The sequence below is a fragment of the Rhodopirellula bahusiensis genome (assembly GCF_002727185.1).
Classification (GTDB): domain Bacteria; phylum Planctomycetota; class Planctomycetia; order Pirellulales; family Pirellulaceae; genus Rhodopirellula; species Rhodopirellula bahusiensis.
The window spans coordinates 67,125-84,450 of record NZ_NIZW01000023.1; the positions used below are offsets into that span (position 1 = coordinate 67,125).

General features: G+C 54.3%; 12 protein-coding genes. 11 read left to right on the plus strand and 1 reads right to left on the minus strand.

The genetic code is table 11. The annotated features are described in order from the left end of the window. The first annotated feature begins 4 nt into the window (after window positions 1-4). The 11 genes from CEE69_RS24465 to CEE69_RS24520 all read left to right on the plus strand — a co-directional run bounded on the left by CEE69_RS24465 (window position 5) and on the right by CEE69_RS24520 (window position 15,136). Entirely contained in the window at window positions 5-2,062 is a 2,058-nt protein-coding gene (locus CEE69_RS24465; protein ID WP_099263229.1) for a nucleoside hydrolase-like domain-containing protein, read from the plus strand. A gap of 5 nt (window positions 2,063-2,067) precedes the next feature. Further along, complete coding sequence (locus tag CEE69_RS24470; protein ID WP_233215595.1) at window positions 2,068-3,321, plus strand: serine hydrolase domain-containing protein; 1,254 nt, start codon at window positions 2,068-2,070, stop codon at window positions 3,319-3,321. A gap of 362 nt (window positions 3,322-3,683) precedes the next feature. Next, window positions 3,684-5,024, plus strand: a complete 1,341-nt coding sequence (locus tag CEE69_RS24480; RefSeq protein ID WP_233215596.1) for a nucleoside hydrolase-like domain-containing protein — start codon at window positions 3,684-3,686, stop codon at window positions 5,022-5,024. 215 nt (window positions 5,025-5,239) lie between these two features. Beyond that, window positions 5,240-6,841 carry a DUF5060 domain-containing protein gene (locus tag CEE69_RS24485; protein WP_233215597.1) on the plus strand — a complete coding sequence of 534 codons (1,602 nt, stop codon included), beginning with the start codon at window positions 5,240-5,242 and terminating at the stop codon, window positions 6,839-6,841. A gap of 114 nt (window positions 6,842-6,955) precedes the next feature. Continuing rightward, entirely contained in the window at window positions 6,956-7,840 is an 885-nt protein-coding gene (locus tag CEE69_RS24490; protein ID WP_233215598.1) for an NAD-dependent epimerase/dehydratase family protein, read from the plus strand. A 52-nt stretch (window positions 7,841-7,892) separates the two neighbouring features. Then, window positions 7,893-8,810, plus strand: coding sequence for a ThuA domain-containing protein (locus CEE69_RS24495; RefSeq protein WP_099263233.1), 918 nt, complete (start codon window positions 7,893-7,895; stop codon window positions 8,808-8,810). A 78-nt stretch (window positions 8,811-8,888) separates the two neighbouring features. Beyond that, window positions 8,889-10,280: a DUF1593 domain-containing protein gene (locus CEE69_RS24500; protein ID WP_099263234.1), complete on the plus strand. Its 1,392-nt coding sequence runs from the start codon at window positions 8,889-8,891 to the stop codon at window positions 10,278-10,280. Beyond that, complete coding sequence (locus CEE69_RS24505; protein ID WP_099263235.1) at window positions 10,277-11,566, plus strand: DUF1593 domain-containing protein; 1,290 nt, start codon at window positions 10,277-10,279, stop codon at window positions 11,564-11,566. The genes CEE69_RS24500 and CEE69_RS24505 overlap by 4 nt, the downstream gene beginning before the upstream one ends. Before the next feature lie 110 nt (window positions 11,567-11,676). Then, on the plus strand, window positions 11,677-13,062 hold the full coding sequence (locus tag CEE69_RS24510) for a putative sensor domain DACNV-containing protein (RefSeq protein ID WP_099263236.1): 1,386 nt from the start codon (window positions 11,677-11,679) through the stop codon (window positions 13,060-13,062). A gap of 184 nt (window positions 13,063-13,246) precedes the next feature. Then, window positions 13,247-13,531 (plus strand): ArsR/SmtB family transcription factor, encoded by a 285-nt coding sequence (locus tag CEE69_RS24515; protein WP_008660829.1) that lies wholly within the window; start codon window positions 13,247-13,249, stop codon window positions 13,529-13,531. A gap of 3 nt (window positions 13,532-13,534) precedes the next feature. After that, window positions 13,535-15,136, plus strand: a complete 1,602-nt coding sequence (locus CEE69_RS24520) for a hypothetical protein (RefSeq protein ID WP_099263237.1) — start codon at window positions 13,535-13,537, stop codon at window positions 15,134-15,136. Window positions 15,137-15,156: 20 nt separating this feature from the next. Here the strand turns inward: CEE69_RS24520 and CEE69_RS24525 are convergent, their stop codons facing one another. After that, a complete protein-coding gene (locus CEE69_RS24525) occupies window positions 15,157-16,956 on the minus strand; it encodes a ShlB/FhaC/HecB family hemolysin secretion/activation protein (RefSeq protein WP_099263238.1) in 1,800 nt (599 codons plus the stop codon). Between the last annotated feature and the right edge of the window lie 370 nt (window positions 16,957-17,326).

A 17,326-nucleotide genomic window follows, 5' to 3' on the forward strand; every position in this document is an offset into this window, starting at 1 on the left:
TACCATGAATGTTTCAACTTCGTTGCGGCAATTGGCTTCGTCCAGCATCGCGATCGTATTCTTGGCAATGCCGCTTGCTGCACAGGACACGACAAAAGAATCGAGCGGAGCTCCATTGTCCGTTGCGACGCCCGATGGCTACGCGACGCAGAACGGCGGAACCACCGGTGGTGGCGAGGCGCAACCGATCACGGTGTCGACCGCTGAAGCATTCAAATCGGCTGTCTCAGGTGAAAAGCCTGCAGTCGTCGTGGTCGAAGGACAATTCGAAATTGGAAGCGTCAACGTTGGGCCAAACAAAACGATCATGGGCGCCGACGTGAACGCTGGGCTTTCTGGCGGAACACTGAAGATCAAAGAAGACAACGTCATCATCCAGAATTTGACGTTTGGGCCGTCTGATGGTGACGCCATGGAAGTGTCGGGGGCTAAGAACGTCTTCATCACCAAGTGCGCATTTCACGACAGCAGCGATGAGCTTTGTTCCGTGGTTCGAGAGTCCGACTTCGTAACGATCTCTTGGTGCAAATTCTATTTCGACGAGACTCACAGTCATGCGTTCGGCGGGCTGATCGGCAACCGCGACGACCGTGAATCGGACCGGGGAAAGTTGCACGTCACGATGCACCACAATTGGTATGCCGAAGGAGTGCGAGGGAGGATGCCAAGAGTCCGCTTCGGACACGTTCACATATACAACAACTACTACAACAGTCCAGACAGCGGATACTGCATCGGAACCGGCTTTGAATGCCACATTCGGCTGGAGAATTCCTGTTTTGAAGAAGTGAAAACGCCATGGCGAGAGCAGAAGATCGGTGCCCTCGAAAGCGACGGCGAAATTGGCTGGCAAAACCTAGCCTTCCAAGGTTGCGAGGTACCCACCTACATCGAAAACAAGTTTCCTGTTTTCAAACCTGCCTACGTCTTTCAAGCAGACAATGTAAACGACGTGAAAGGACTGGTCACTGACCCGAATCGCGGCGCGGGCAACTGCTTGCCTCACGGTGAATCTTCCGATGCCGACGTGGACGATGAAGATGTCGATTCGACAAAGCCACGCGTTGTCATGATGTCCGACTTTCCGCCGATCGGTGTTGTCAAAGGCGGCAACGTGCCGAACACGATGAAGAGCGATCCTGATGACATGCAGTCGATCGTTCGTTTCCTGCTGTATTCAAACGAGTTGGAAGTCGAGGCACTGATCGCATCCGCTGGCACGTTCGCGATGGAGGCACACAAGAAAAACATACTTGAGGTGCTGGATGAGTACGAAAAAGTTTACGCAAATCTAAAAACTCACGATGCCGACTACCCAACCGCTGATCATCTGCGCTCGATCACGTTCGAGGGCAAGGCAAACAACCACGGTGTCAACGTTAAATGGGGACGCAACAAACAACCTTGGTCAGACATCATGGGCGAGGGGCTCGATAGCGAGGCTTCCAACGCGATCATCAAGATCGTGGACCGTCCCGATCCGCGGCCGGTTTGGATCAGCGTTTGGGGTGGCCCCCGCGAAGTGGCTCAAGCGATCTGGGACGTGAAAAACACACGCAGCGAAGCTGAGCTCAAGAAGTTCATCAGCAAGCTTCGGATCTTTCTGATTGCTTATCAAGACGCGACGCACGGTTGGTTGATGGACGAGTTTCCTGATCTGTTCATCATCGATTCTCGCAAGACGTACCAAGGCATGTTTGGAGGTCGCGACCCGCTTTCAAATCTCGATTGGGTCAACAAACACATTCGCCATGACCACGGACCACTCTGCGATGTCTACCCGCACGAAGGCATGGGCTGCACGGGTGTCTGCGAAGGTGATTCGCCAGCGTTCATGCACTTGATCAGCGAACTCCGTGGGCTGAACGATTCCGAAGACCCAACGCAGCCCAGTTGGGGCGGCCAATACAAACGTAAGCCGGGAACAAACCACTATGTCGACGGTCCCGGTGGTTCGAGTATTTCGCGATGGCGAAAAGACTACCAAGCGGAGTTCAAAGAACGAGCCGATTGGTGCGTTGAACGAGGTGATGGTTCGGACGCGTCAGGCTCGAAGGAGTAGGGCTCATGCGTTTCTTTGTGACTGCATCCAGGGCTGCCTGTTCTTTGGCGTCCGTTTTGGTAGTGGGCCTTTCGGTTACCGCAAGTGAACCTGTGATCGACGGCGAAGCGGTGACTCGTATCAACGTGACGCTGGATTCGTTCGTGGAAGCTGGAGCCGTTGTCGGCGTCTCCGCGCTTATCTACGAGGATGGCGACGAGGTTTATTTCGGTGCCTTTGGGATGGCCGACGAAGAAGCCGGTTTGCCGATGTCTCGCGATACGATCGTGCAGATCTTTTCGATGACCAAGCCAATCACCGGCGTGGCGCTGATGCAGTTGCAGGAACGAGGCCTCTTTGAGTTGGACGATGACGTTGCCAAAGTCATTCCGTCTTTTGGCAATTTGATCGTTGCGACGGGGGTGGACGATTCCGGGGACTTTCTCCTCGAATCGCCGAAGCGTCCCATGACAATCCGCGACTTGACTCGGCATACATCGGGGCTGGCGAATAGCGTTGATCACCCGATCGTCGGAACGCAGTTGAAAGAGCTGGACCCATTGAACCGTGACAACCGCTTGGCCGATGCTGTCGAGAAGTTCAGTCAGCTTCCTTTGATGTTTCATCCGGGGGAGCAGTGGGCGTACGGACCATCGGTCGATGTGCAGGCCCACATTGTGGAACGACTGTCGGAGATGAACTTCGCAGACTACCTCGACCAGAATGTTCTCCGCCCGCTGAAGATGAACGAGACTCGGTACGTGGTCCCCGAAATGGATCGAGATCGATTGGCAGCGGTCTACTGGCGGGACAATCAAACGGGGGAACTTTCGAAGAAGTCGGGTGACGAAGAATTCAATGCGAAACCCTGGCCACTGACACCAGGCGGTTGGGGTTTGACCTCGACGATCGACAATTACATGCGTTTCGCTCGCACGCTTTTGAATGAGGGTGAACTCGAGGGGGTTCGAATCTTGAAGGCCGAGACAGTTCAAGCGATGGCGACGAACCAGCTTTCAAACGAAGTCACCGAACGTTCTTGGCTTCCAAGCAAAGGACAAGTTGGGTTCGGCATTGATTTGGCGGTTCGCTTGCAGCCACCTGCTTCAAACGAAGAGAACAAAGGTGTGGTGGGCGAATTCTTTTGGGACGGAGCCGCTAGCACGCTGTTCTGGGTGGATCCGCAGAACGAACTGGCTGTGGTGTTGTTCGTTCAACTCAGACCATTTGACAAGGTTGGATTGCACAAGGCGTTTCGCGACGCCGTGTACGGCTCATGACAGGATCTGTCTGAACCAATGAACGTCTCTCAGCATTGACGCACCGGCTGCAAAGCCGGCTGGAGCGTCGCGCCCAGAACTCACTTCTTGTGAGCTTGAGGTGGACGGATCGCTGACTTGAATTGGCCAGGGAATGGCAAAGATCTCGAGGGATCGAAGATGGTTGTCAAACATCGTTTCAGATGCAGCCTACTGGCTGCGTCGTGTGAAACGTTGCTGGCTCTCATCTGTCGATCATGGCCCAAATCATCCTTCTCCGCACTCAAGTTTGTCTTATGAACCATTGGAAGAAGCCACTGCGATCTTTGGTGGTCATATTTGGTTGCTTCGTTTCAACCTCTTCGGCGGTTGCGCAGATCCCGATGTTAGAAACGAACGAAAAGCATCGAGTCGTGTTGCTAACCGACATTGGTGGCGATCGCGACGATGAGCAATCGTTCACGCGGTTCATGATGTACGCGGACCAATTTGATATCGAAGGGCTGATCGCGACGTCCATCCGAATCTTCCCGAAGGAAACACATCGACCGATCGATGGCGATCCGCAACCGGAGTATTTGGTGAGGGGGATTCAGGCGTATGCGACGGTTCGCCCCAATCTTCTCAAACACAGTTTTGGGTGGCCATCGGCCGAGGATCTGTTGCGAGTTATCCGCAAGGGCGTGAAGACTGGGCGAGACGCACCGTTCAACATTCGGACGGGGAGAGCCAGCACGGGCAGCGGGCACTATCCGCTGGAGGAGTTGATTGGGAAGAGTTGTGACACGGACGCTTCTCGCCTCATCATCGACGTGGTCGATCGCGATGATTCTCGTCCGGTGTGGATCCCCGTTTGGGGAGGGACGGCCGAGTTGGCACAGGCTCTTTGGCGTGTCCGCAATGATCGCGATGAAGATGCCGTAAAACGTTTTGTTGCGAAGCTCCGCGTCTACACTTGGGGGCACCAGGATGCGACGGGACTCTGGATACAGGAGAACTTTCCAGACCTGTTCTATCTCGTTTCAACGGGCGGCATCGTCTACTCGGCTCCCCCCGAACTGCACACGGCGGAATGGCTCAATACTCATGTCCGGTTTCAACATGGTGCCTTTGGTGAGCTCTGCCCGCTACGTCACGGCAAGCTTGGAGAAGCCGACTCACAAACCTTCTTGGGCCTGATTCCAAACGGTCTCAGCGCCATGGAGCATCCTGACTGGGGCGGATGGGGCGGTCGCCTGCGTCCAACCTCGAACACGCGCAAGCAATGGGCCGACATTCCATCGAACCGATTGCCAAGCCAACTCGGCCACACGATCAGTCGTTGGGCTCCGCACTTCCAAAACGACTATCAGGCCAGAATGGATTGGTGCGTGAAGGAATTTGACGATGCGAACCATCCCCCCAGTCCCACGCTTTCCGGAGACGCCTCACGGAAGGCAATCGAGATTGTTGCGAAGCCAGGAGAACGCGTCGAACTGGACGCGACGGGCAGCACGGACATCGATGGAGACGCATTGTCGTATCAATGGCGCGTTTACCCGGAAGCCGGGACTTATCGAGGTGTGATCAAGATCCAGGACGCAAACCAAATGTCTGCGCACTTCATCGTTCCCGAAGATGCGGCGGGGACATCAACCCATGTTTTGCTGATCGTGTCCGATGACGGAACACCGTCGTTGACTCGTTACAGACGCCTGATTGTTTCTTGTGAAGGAGGGCGTTGATGTATGTCCTACTATCTGGCGGTGAAAGTGCAGATGGAAGCACGTTAACCGCTGGGCGTAAGCCCCAGTTCGCTCCACCAACAACCGCGGACAACGTCCTCCAGTTGACGCGTTGGTAGATCCAACCAATCGCCGTGCATCCAAATCGACACTGCAATTCTCTTCTTTGACCGATTCAAACCTGCTCACTATTACTGATTTCTATGAGGGAAGCCATGTATCACCTTCCAATATCGTTTACGAATGCCATCGCCGCAGTGACGTTGGTTCTGCAAATCGCCTGCTTTGCCGGCACAGGCGTCGGCCAAGAACGCCCGTCTGTCGAACGCTGGGACACGTTTGAGTTGGAGCTCAAGGGACCAACGACGGGCAACCCATACATTGATGTCGAATTTGAAGCAGAGTTTTCGAAAGGCTCTCGAAGCGTCACGGTGCCTGGTTTCTACGACGGAGATGGCGTCTTCAAGATCCGCTTCTCTCCCGATGAAGTCGGTGAGTGGAGCTATCTCACCAAAAGTGGTGCAAGTGACCTCAACGGACAGACGGGGGCATTTGATTGCAAAGAAGCCGTGGGCGACAACCATGGTCCGGTCAAGATTGTCAACACGCACTACTTTGAATATGCGGATGGCGAACCCGTGTACTTGGTTGGTACCACGGCTTATCAGTGGACCAGCGTCAAGCAGAGTGTCCAAGAGAAGACGGTTGAGACGCTCGCGACATCGCCGTTTAACAAAATTCGGATGTGCGTCTTCCCAAAATCGTATAGCTATGGAAACGACACAGAGCCTTGGCAATATCCCTTTGAATCGAAATCAGACTTTGAAAAGCCAAATGTTGAGTTTTTTCAGAATTTGGATCAACGGGTACGCGAACTTCGTGATCTGGGGATCCAGGCCGATGTCATTCTCTTTCATCCCTACGATCGCTGGGGATATCAGGAGATGGGTGCTGAGAACAACGCACGGTATGTCCGTTACTTGATCGCTCGGCTGTCTGCGTACCGGAATGTTTGGTGGTCGCTCGCTAATGAATGGGATATTCCACGTATCAAGGATGCCATTGATTGGGAGGGCATCGGAACTCTGCTGCAGAAAGAGGATCCGCATCAACGACTGCGAGGCATCCACAACTGGTACTATTCCGAGAGTCACTTTTACGATCACTCTCAACCATGGGTGACCCATGTCAGTGCGCAAACGTTCTTCTTTTTCAACGCGATTCCGTGGCGAAAGAAGTATGGCAAACCGCTGATGTTCGACGAGATGCGATACGAAGGTGACGTTGCCAGCAGTTGGGGCAACATGTCGGCTGAGGAGATGACGAGCTACTTTTGGAAAGCCGGATTGAGCGGCGGATATGGCACGCACGGCGACACATTCCGAAATGATTCCGATAGTGAGACCGAAGTCCGTTGGTGGGCAAAGGGAGGAACGTTGCCAGGAAAAAGCCCGGATCGAATCGCATTCTTTCGCGAGATCATGGAGCAGGCTCCCGTCACCAAGATGTCACCTCGTTTGGTGAAGTTGAGTTCGAAACCGATTCCTGACGAGATTCCGGATCGGATGGATCGAAGCATCCTGAATGAATTGAACAACAACGTGTTTGTCTTCAGTGAAGAGGGCGTCCACTACCTCGCGTACACGCAGGACGCTGGCCAAGCGATTGAATTGGATCTTCCGCCCGGCAAGAAGTATCGTTTCGAAGTCTTTGACACCTGGAACATGAAACGGGTCTCAGAGAAGGTAGTCGATGGCGGCGAGTTCAAATTCACGACCGAAATTCCATACACGGCGATTCGTCTGGTTTCGCTGTGAGTGCAACGATTGGAAGGCATTCCTTCGGGACCCCTTGCCAATTGAGTTGACGAGGAAGCTCACGTTTGGTCGTGTGAATTCTCAAATGAATATAGTTTTACAACCTAAGGGAGAATGATGCGGATTCTGTTTACTGGTGGGTCGGGCAAAGCCGGACGTCACGTCGTTGCTCATTTGGTCAAACAGGGGCACCGAGTTTTGAATCTCGACCTTGTTCCTTCCAACGTCGACGGTGTGTCTGATATCACGGTTGACTTAACCGATGCCGGGCAAGTCTTCTCCGCTTTCTCGGGGCTGACAAAATTGGACGATTTGGATGCGGATCCGGGAAGTCTTCGATTCGATGCGGTCATTCATTTTGCTGCGATCGCTCGGATCTTGCTGCGTCCTGATTCGGAGTGTTTCCGGATCAACACGACTTCGGCTTACAACGTTCTTGAAGCGGCAGTGAAGTTGGGGATTCCCAAGATTCTGTTCGCGTCTTCGGAAACGACCTACGGAGTCTGCTTCGCTCAGGGCGAAGTCAAGCCGAACTATGTTCCGGTGGACGAACAGCATCCGACGGTGCCGCACGACGCTTACGCAATGTCAAAGGTTTGCAATGAAGCGTGCGGTCGTAGCTTCCAAGCTCGTTCGGGTATGGACATCTATGCCTTGCGAATCAACAACATGATTGAACCTCATGAGTACGAGGAATTGGTTCCTCAATGGAACAGCGATGCTTCATGCCGACGTCGCAACATCTTCGCGTACATCGACACGCGTGACCTGAGCCACTTTGTGGAACGTGCTTTGGCGACCGATGGACTTGGGTATCAGGTATTCAACGTTGCCAACGAAGATTCTTCGGTGGGAATGTCGAGCGCCGAAGTGATCAAGAATTTCTACGCCGATGTCCCTCAGCGACGGGAACTTGGTGAATTCGAAACGTTCTATTCCATCGACAAGGCAAAAGAGATGCTGGGATTCTCACCGCAATCACGCTGGCGAAACGCGTGATGATTTTACTCTCAGTTCTTCCCTATCCTTTTCAACTACAGGTCATCGCATCATGAACAGAGCATTCCGTTTTTGTTTCGTCACTCTTTCGTGCATGTTGGTGACGTTGCTGTGGGGGAGGTCGGCGGTTGGGCAAGAGAAGATTGACGTGTTGTTGATCACGGGCCAATCGTCCAAGTACCACAACTGGCAAGTCCAAAGCACGGCATTCGAACGAATCCTCAAGGACGCTGGGTTGTTTGAAGTGAAAACGCTGACGCCCCCCGCATCAGGCGAAGACATGTCAGGGTTTGATCCGGTGTGGAGCGACTTCGATGCGGTGTTGCTGGACTACGAAGGCGACGATTGGCCCGATGCCACGAAGAAGTCGTTTGAAGAGTACATGAAACAGGGAGGTGGCTTGGTCGTCGTTCACGCAACCAATAACGCATTCCCTCAGTGGCAAGCCTTCCTTGAAATGACCGGGTTGGGCGGCTGGGGTGGACGGACGGAAGAGTGGGGGCCGAAGGTTCGTTGGCGGGACGGAAAGACTGTCTTGGACATGTCTTCAGGTACCGCCGTGCACCCGTCCCGTCATGACTTTCCTGTCGTCTCCCGTGCACCGGATCATCCGATCATGAAGGGGTTGCCATCAATGTGGATGCATGCAAACGACGAGCTGTATTCGCAACTTCGCGGACCCGCGAATGATTTGACTGTGCTGGCGACCGCGTCGGCAGTCACGTCGATGCGTAACGGAACCGGCGAGAACGAGCCTATCTTGATGACGATCCAGTACGGAAAGGGCCGTGTCTTTCACACCACGCTTGCGCACGTCGGTCCCAATCAAACGGAACCGGTCGACTCGCTGCAGTGTGTCGGGTTCATCACGACTCTCCAGCGTGGCACGGAGTGGGCAGCCACCGGAACAGTGACCCAAAAGGTTCCAGAGGATTTTCCAACCGCAGTTCACACCTCGCTTCGTCAATAGTTCATCACCCATCTCCAAATTTGAAAGTACGTTCCCGTGCCGAGATTAAACCGTCAACTTTCTTTCCTTGTTCTTTGCGTGACCCTCGCGATCGCTGGCGTTGCAAATGCAGACAAGCCTCGTCTGTATGTTTTGACCGACATCGAAAATGAGCCCGACGATGCGATGTCGTTGGTTCGATTGCTGACCTACGCCAACCAGATCGACATCGAGGGGCTGGCCGCGACGACTTCGGTGCACCAGCAACGGCGGACGGCACCGGATCGGATTCGCCGAATCGTCAAGGCTTACGGTGAAGTTCGTGACAACTTGGAAAAGCACGAACCGGGGTTTCCGACTGCGGACGAACTTCTTGACCGCGTGACGGAAGGTCTTGCTGTTTATGGCATGCAAGGCGTCGGTGCGGGCAAGGATTCCGAAGCATCCGACGACTTGATTCAGGCCGTCGATCGCGAAGACTCTCGTCCAATTTGGGTGACGGCCTGGGGCGGGCCAAGCGTGCTAGCTCAGGCATTGTGGAAAGTTCGAGAAACCCGCACCGCCGATGAACTGAAAGCGTTCATCCAGAAAATTCGCGTTTATACAATCTCGGACCAGGACGACAGCGGTCCCTGGATCCGCGAGCAGTTCCCGGATCTATTCTATGTGGCCAGCCCAGGGTTCTATCCGGGAGGCGCCTATCAGCATGCGACTTGGAGTGGGATCAGCGGTGACTACTTTCACGCCCGTTGTGACGGAGCGGATTTCTCGTTGGTGACCAACGAATGGCTCGACAAGAACATTCGTCGCAAAGGGCCACTCGGCGAGGAGTACCCGCATTGGGAATACTTGATGGAGGGTGACACGCCGTCCTTTTTGAATCTGATCGACAATGGTTTGAACGAATCGGAACACCCGGATTGGGGTGGATGGGGCGGACGCTACGAGTTGTACACACCGCGAATGCAGAAGTGGTTTTTGCAGGCCGAGACTCGTCCGTTCTGGTCCAACGCCGAGGACGAAGTGTTGGGAATGGACGGCCGTTGGCATCGCGGCAACCACGAAACGATCTGGAGATGGCGAGAGGCTTACCAAAACGATTTCGCCGCACGAATGGACTGGACGATCAAATCCGTGGAAGATGCAAATCATCCTCCGGTCGTGAATTTGGCGCACGCGAATCGTCTGACCGCGAAGAAGGGCGACGTCGTTGAATTGAGTGCGAAGGGATCCAGCGATCCGGATGGTGATCTTCTGTCGTATGAATGGTTCTACTACCCAGAAGCGGGAAGCTTTCTTTGCTCGAGTAGCACGAATGCTCGTCCAGTCGCAATCAATGGCTTTGACAACGAGACAGCTTCGTTCACCGTTCCGACGCGAACAGTGATGCCGCCGGGCACTGGTACCATGCATTTCATCGTGGCGGTCACGGATCATGGTTCGCCTCGGCTGACCCGCTACGCTCGTGTGATCGTGGATGTTGTGAAATGACCAACCGTTTGGTGAGATGTCTGCTTGCTTTGTGTGTCCTGGCCGGTGTTAGTCGGCCTGTAGCGGCGCAAGATGCTTTGGTGTCAGACGTCGGCGAGCGGCATCGAGTCATCGTTTCGACTGATATTGGCGGGACGGACCCGGATGACTTTCAGTCGATGGTGCACTTGTTGTTGTATGCGGATGTGCTGGACATCGAAGGTCTCATTGCTTCGCCTTTTGGTGATGGGCGAAAGAGCGATCTCCTGCGAGTGATCGATTGCTATGAAGCGGACTATCGAAATCTGCGGAAGCATTCCGATGGCTATCCGACGGCAGATCAACTCCGCGGAATCACCAAGCAAGGTGAAATCGAGCGGGCTCCGTACGCGGGTTTCCGGAAGTCAACCGAAGGGTCTCGCTGGATCATCAAGTGTGCAAATCGCGAGGATTCGCGTCCGCTGCATGTGTTGGTATGGGGCGGTTTGGAAGATCTGGCTCAGGCACTGCATGACTCGCCCGACATCTTGCCGAAGTTGCGTGTGCACTGGATTGGTGGCCCCAATAAGAAGTGGTCGGCCGACGCGTACCAGTACATTGTTGCCAACCATCCGCAATTGTGGATGATCGAATCGAACTCGACTTACCGAGGTTGGTTTGTCGGCGGGAATCAATCGGGTGACTGGAGCAACAAAGGCTTCGTCGCATCGAAAATCGAAGGCCGAGGAAAGCTCGGTGAATTCTTTGTGCGTCAAATGGCCGACATCAAAATGGGTGACACACCCACGGTCGCTTGGTTGTTGCACGGAAATCCTTCTGATCCATCCAGGCCCAGTTGGGGTGGACGCTTTGTCCGAGCCTGGGAACGACCGATGCTTCGTCTTGACCGTATGCCAGTCGAAGAAGATCGAATGGAGATCTTTGGCGTTTTGGAGTTGGGGCTAGCGATCGATTCAAGCGATCGTCCATCGAGGGCAGTCTTGGTGGTTGAGAACCAGCGTTTGGAAGGTCACCTTGGTGATGACTCGATGGTTCGATTTCGGTTTTGTCCCAAGGCCGCCAATCGATACGACTTTCGAATCGAGAGCGACTCAACAGTGCTGGACGGTCAACGCGGATCAATCACGGTTGCGAACCCGTCACCAAAGCTCGCCAATCAACCATCCGCGGACTTACCGAATTGGTGGACGGACGACCCAGCCATGGGGGCCTCGGAGGGGCCTCATCGCGGTGCGAAAACGGTCAATCGTTGGCGGGAAGACTACCTGCACGATTTCGAGTTGCGAGTAAATCGCTGTCTTCCTTGAAAGTCGACGCCCCAGCGATTGCTTGTGACAAATCGCTGCGTTTGTGCCCCCTCGAACGAAGCTGCCTGCTGCGACTGGCCTGACTTTTCCATTCCGTTTGATGCAGTCTTTTGCTGCGTGTTGACGGTGGAAGCTCGGTCGATCTGGACATTGTCAACGAAGGCACGCAGCAGCATGGATGCCATTCAGTTGAAAATGTCTTGTCGGGGACCGCGAAAAGCATGGATCAGTTCTCTTCTTACCCCGCCGAAATGGCGGCGGTGCTAGCGAAACAATGGGAATCCCGTGGGTTCCCGTTGGAGTTGCTTCCGTCGACAGCGTCCATGGTTTCTTTGTTGGATGTTTGCTATCAAGCAAGCTTGTTGCGGGAGGAAGACACGCCGGTTCGTTGTCGCGTGATTTACGCGAGCCCCACGCAATTGCGAGGCATGGCGATCCAGGAACCTCAGCCTCATGTGTTGTCATTTGCGGAACCAGCGATCCTAAGCCCGCACAATTTAAGAAAGCTGTATGCTGCGGCGGACTTCTATCGTGCCGCGCTCGCCGTCACGACGGATGAGTCGGGCGTGTTGGTGATTTGGGGCTTGGTGGTGACCGGAACCGAATGGGTCAACCGAGTTGAAGGCAGTCGTTTTGACGGTGTTTCGCTGCCTCCCAATTTGGTTGTCCAAGCGATCCGGCCTGGGCACTTGGTTGCATCCTCGGGGTACATGCGAGTTCTCGAGACCAACCAAGGCCAGTTGTTGATCGATGGATTTGATCCGTTTCGATCGACATGGATCTCGGGCCGATTCTCAAGCGTACGGGAGGCGATGCTCAGTCGGCTTCCGGAGGACCATGTCAACAACTCTGTCACCACCAAGGTTTGCGAATCGTTTGTACGAGATTTGGCTCAAAGTGTTGTTCGGCGGGTGCTTCGATTGGTCCGCAATCGACGGCACGGCGGATTGATGGTCGTGCTGCCAAACGGGGCACACGAAGATGGAACGTGCGAGCAATGGTTGCGTTTTCGCGTACAGTTTCAGTCCGATGATTCGACGCTGCTCTACCACGGCATGATGGTGCGACTGATGGCAAGAGCTTTGGAGGTCGCGAAAACGCGGCAGCTGGCCATTTTGACTTGGAGCGACTACCAGCAATTCCGCGATGCGGAGTTGCGACGCTTTGACGATCAGTTGATCGACTTCAGCCACTTTCTGGCGGACATGATGACGGTTGATGGAGCTTTGATTCTTGACCATAGCTTTCGATTGATCGGATTCGGCGGAGAGATCCTTGGTGACACGCCAGTCCAAACGATTCATCGAGCGACTGACATCGAGGGGCACCAGACCGTTGCTGAACGAGCCGATTCGGCCGGCACGCGACATCGCTCTGCCTACCGGTTGGTCAATGGGCTGAACCAGTCGATTGCCGTGGTGGTTTCGCAAGATGGCGACGTTCGATTCGTCGCTCACCACAATGGAAAGCTCACCTATTGGCCATATCTTCCGTAGTCATTTCTATCCAGCAAGCACGTTGGAATTTTCTCGAAAGCTTGGCTTGAACGCAATTTGTGCCCTCCAAACCGTTGACCGCTGCGGCTGCTCCAGCTAGCATCGATCGCAGATCAACGATAAAGAACAGTGAGGCAACGGTTTGGCAAAGACAACGAAGAAGAAATCCTGCGATTCAACTCCGGTGAAGCTGAAAAGCGATCCCACGGCGGAGGATTTCGCCAAGCTCGCATGGGCGATCGCTCATCCGGCTCGCGTGCAGATCGTTCGGTTTCTGATCGGTCGAGAAGCGTGTATGTGCGGCGAGATTGTGAATCAGTTGCCACTTGCACAGTCGACCGTCTCACAGCATTTAAAGATCCTGAAAGAGTCTGGATTGATCCAGGGCGAGGTGGATGGCCCGAAGGTGTGTTACTGCATCAACGAAGACCGTCTGCAGAAGCTCAAATCGTTCGTCACCGAGCTTTAGTTGATGTTCACGTCGCCTCGCCATTTCGCCGCAATGATGGGCACCGGGACGTGGGTTCTTTTCAGCCTGATCTCGATTCAGAACGCTCAGGCGGAACCGGAAAAGTATTTCGCCATTCGTGTTGTGGATCGCGAAACCGGTCGCGGCATCCCGTTGGTCGAACTGCGAACGACGGACCAGACTCGATATTTCACCGATAGCAACGGTTATGTCGCGTATCGTGAACCTGGTTTGATGAGCCAGCAGGTTTGGTTTGATGTCAGCAGTTGGGGATACGAAAGTCCGGTTGGTCCGTATGGGACAAGCGGCGTCGCACTAACAACCACACCCGGCAGCGAATCCGTCGTGGAACTCCAACGGACAAATGTCGCGGAGCGGTTGTACCGACAAACCGGAGTCGGTATCTACCGAGATACTATGTTGCTTGGCAAAGCGCCGCCCCTGGATGTTCCGTTGCTCAACGGGCAAGTGGCGGGATCTGACTCGGTCCAGACCGTGATCTATAACGGCAAAATGCGTTGGTTCTGGCAGGACACGAACCAAGTGAAGTTTGCCTTGGGCAATTACAGCATGACGGGTGCGACGTCGCCATTGCCGTCTGACTTGGATGCGAACATTGGCATCCCTTTCACCTACTTTCTGCGTCAGCCTGGCGGATTCGTTCACCCAATGGCTCGTGTGGAACAAGATGGCAGCCATCCAATTTGGGTCGATGGTTTGATGGTCGTGCGTGACGGCAACCAACGGGAGCGGCTGGTTGCTCGCTACGTGGCCGCTCGCAAGGATTTCTCAGTCGCTCAGACCGGATTGATGGTCTACGACGATGCCGAAGATGTCTTCGTCGAACACCGTCGTTTGCCGCTACCCACTGAGTCACGCCTGTACCCTCGAGATCATCCGATACGAGTGACAGCCAATGGGACGGAATACTTTTACATTGGCGCTCCACCAACTGTTCGCGTGCACGCTGATTTTGAATCGGTGACAAATCCGAGCGAATACGAAGGTTTGACTTGCTACGCTGCCGATGGTTCGATCGAACGTGATGAAGGTGGGAGGATTCGCTTCAGTTGGAAACGAGGACAGCAACCAATCTCGCAAAAGCAGATCGATACGCTGATTCGCGAAGGATTGCTCGAACCGGAAGAAGCACTGTTTGCATTGCGAGACGTCGCCTCAAACAATCCGGTTCGTGTGGCGAATGGGTCGGTTGCCTGGAATCCTTTCTTGAAGCGTTGGACGATGCTCTTCTGCGAGCAAGGCGGTGATAGCTTCTTGGGTGAGGTCTGGTTTGCGACGGCGAATGCACCCGAAGGTCCGTGGGTTCATTGCCGGAAGGTGGCGACTCATGCCAGACCAGGACAGAACATGGACTTCTACAATCCCAAGCAACATCCCGAGTTGATGCGGGATGGCGGACGAACGATTTTCTTTGAAGGAACGTTCGTCAATACATTCTCGGGAACGACGGTTCCCGTTCCCCGGTACAACTACAACCAATTGATGTACCGTCTTGATGTGTCCGATGAACGCATCGAGATGCCGAGTACGCCGCCGGGATTGACCCTCGCACAACCGGCTGAGACGTCTGTATCAGCCGACTGAAACGTCGGTCGAGGTTGCAATCAGGGACGAGGGCCGGGAACCCAGGTCACGCCGAAATGGAATCGGTTGGAGCGGCCTGAACTGTCGAGGTCGACCAATCCAACGCCGTAGTCTCCTCGAGCGATCAGGACGTCGCTGATTTGGAAGCGTGCTCCAACGCCGGTGCTCATTGCAAATTCGTAAGCGTTTTCACCAGCGATTGGATCGACCAAGTAGCCGTTGGCCAGGTCGGCGAATGCGTACGTTCTCAGAATCCGTGGTTGTCGTTCGCATCCCCAGCGTTTCGTACGCGGACCGAACTCGAAGTTCGCGATCCACCCATGATCGGCATTGAACTCACGTTGATCAAAACCACGCAGCGAGTCATAGCCACCGATGCCAAGCATCTCGCTAAATAGCAATCGCTCCGATGCTACCTGGCCGGTCAATCGACTGAGTAATTGGTAGTTGCGTCCCACAAAACGAGATTCTTCTAGACGCAACCGCCCGTAGGCGTAGTCGGGTGAGGTGCCCGGACGGATCGTGTTGAACGCTTCTGAGGAGTGAGGTCCGGACATTCCTCCGCCGGGACCAAAAAAGCTCTCCAATCTGAGAACCGCGTACTCCTCAGGTTGTTCACCCCGGACGATACGATCGAACTTCAGGCTGATTTGGAACAAATCAGCGGCTGAGTCAGAGACTGTGGAACCAGCGAATTCTAAGTTATTGTCCGTGCTCTTGAAGTCGAACCCGAGTTGAAGATTGGCGATGTCTTTTCGAGTTCGAATCAGGTGCCGAGTGATCCCGCCTCCCAACTGCCAGCTCTGGCCGTCTTGATTGAGGCCACCGCCCAACTTTGGCGAAACATTTGCCAAGCTACCGAAAGTGTTCGCGGACCATCTGCGACTGATGGGTTGAGAGTAGCTCAACGAGTGAGCGTGCAAGTATCGGAACTCTTGGTCGGATGTGTATTGGTAGCCTAAGATGCCGCCTTTGCCGAACATGTTGCCCATGGTGAAGCCAGTGTAGAGCCGTCCGTAGTTCAGCGTTTCCACACCAGTGTCATCTGCTCCGACGTATCCGCGGATTGGTCGAACATCATGACTTTCGAAAATGACGTCGGTTGTTCCAGGCTGAGTCCCTTTGTCGAAATCGACCGTGACACGTCGAAACGGATTTTGGTTGAGCCACAACAAGTCATTTTCAATCGGCGGCTCATAGATGCGATCGCCAATGCGTGTGCATTCAATCCATCGGGAGAGTTCCTCGCGATCGAAATAGCAACCGGGTTGGATCCTGATGTCACCAACCCTGGATTCGATGACTACCAAATGGACGGTGCCGCCGGTGATGCGTTGCTCAGGGATTTGCACATCAACAATCGGGAACTTGCATTCGCGATAGTGCAGGATGAGGTCTTTGGCAAGCAAGTTCAGCTTACGAAGTGTGATCGTGCCGCCGAGATAGCGTTGAACAATTTGGCGAGTCCCCTCGCCGTACAACACCGATCGACAGACATCGAAGTCGTAGTGAATGCCTTCGAGCGAATCGATGGACTTGTCTTTGATGATCTTGTCGGCTGAGTTGACGAACCGGACCGCATCCCAGGATTGGACTAGGACGCGGTCATCACCTTTGACATCCGGCTCGTCTTGCTCTGGCAGTTCGGCCGGCGGTGTCTGCCGAAGCAGATTGTCCGCTTCGGTTGCTGCACGCGGTGCGTACCGTTCGTAGTTTTGAGCGGACGATTGAACGCCACCAAATAACACCATGCTAACGGTGAAAACTGCCCGAATGACTGCGCGCCGATCGATCGACACGGAATGCTGTGTTTGCCCCACAACGCAACTTCCTTGTATAGCCCGTTCTATGAGTCGTGTACCCCCACGACTCACTTCCCCTTCTTTCAGGGATATCGCATTAACCGAAAGGACCGGATCAACCTTCTCTTTCGGAAACAGCTGCTCGCTGCAAATCAAGATCGTGTTCTAGCTATTGATCCGTTTGTATGGATTGTTCGGGCCCCGGTCGGTCGAAGGAGAGACCGCGCAACCGCATCAGGCTGGACAAAGTACCTGTTAGGCAACGTTTTCCTGCGGTTCATAGCTTATCAAATTGAGCAAGTCACCAAAAAACGGCGAAAATTCTCTAGGTTGGTTCCCGCTGCAGAGGCTGCGTCGGGCACCAAATGAAGGGCACGAAACTGCCATC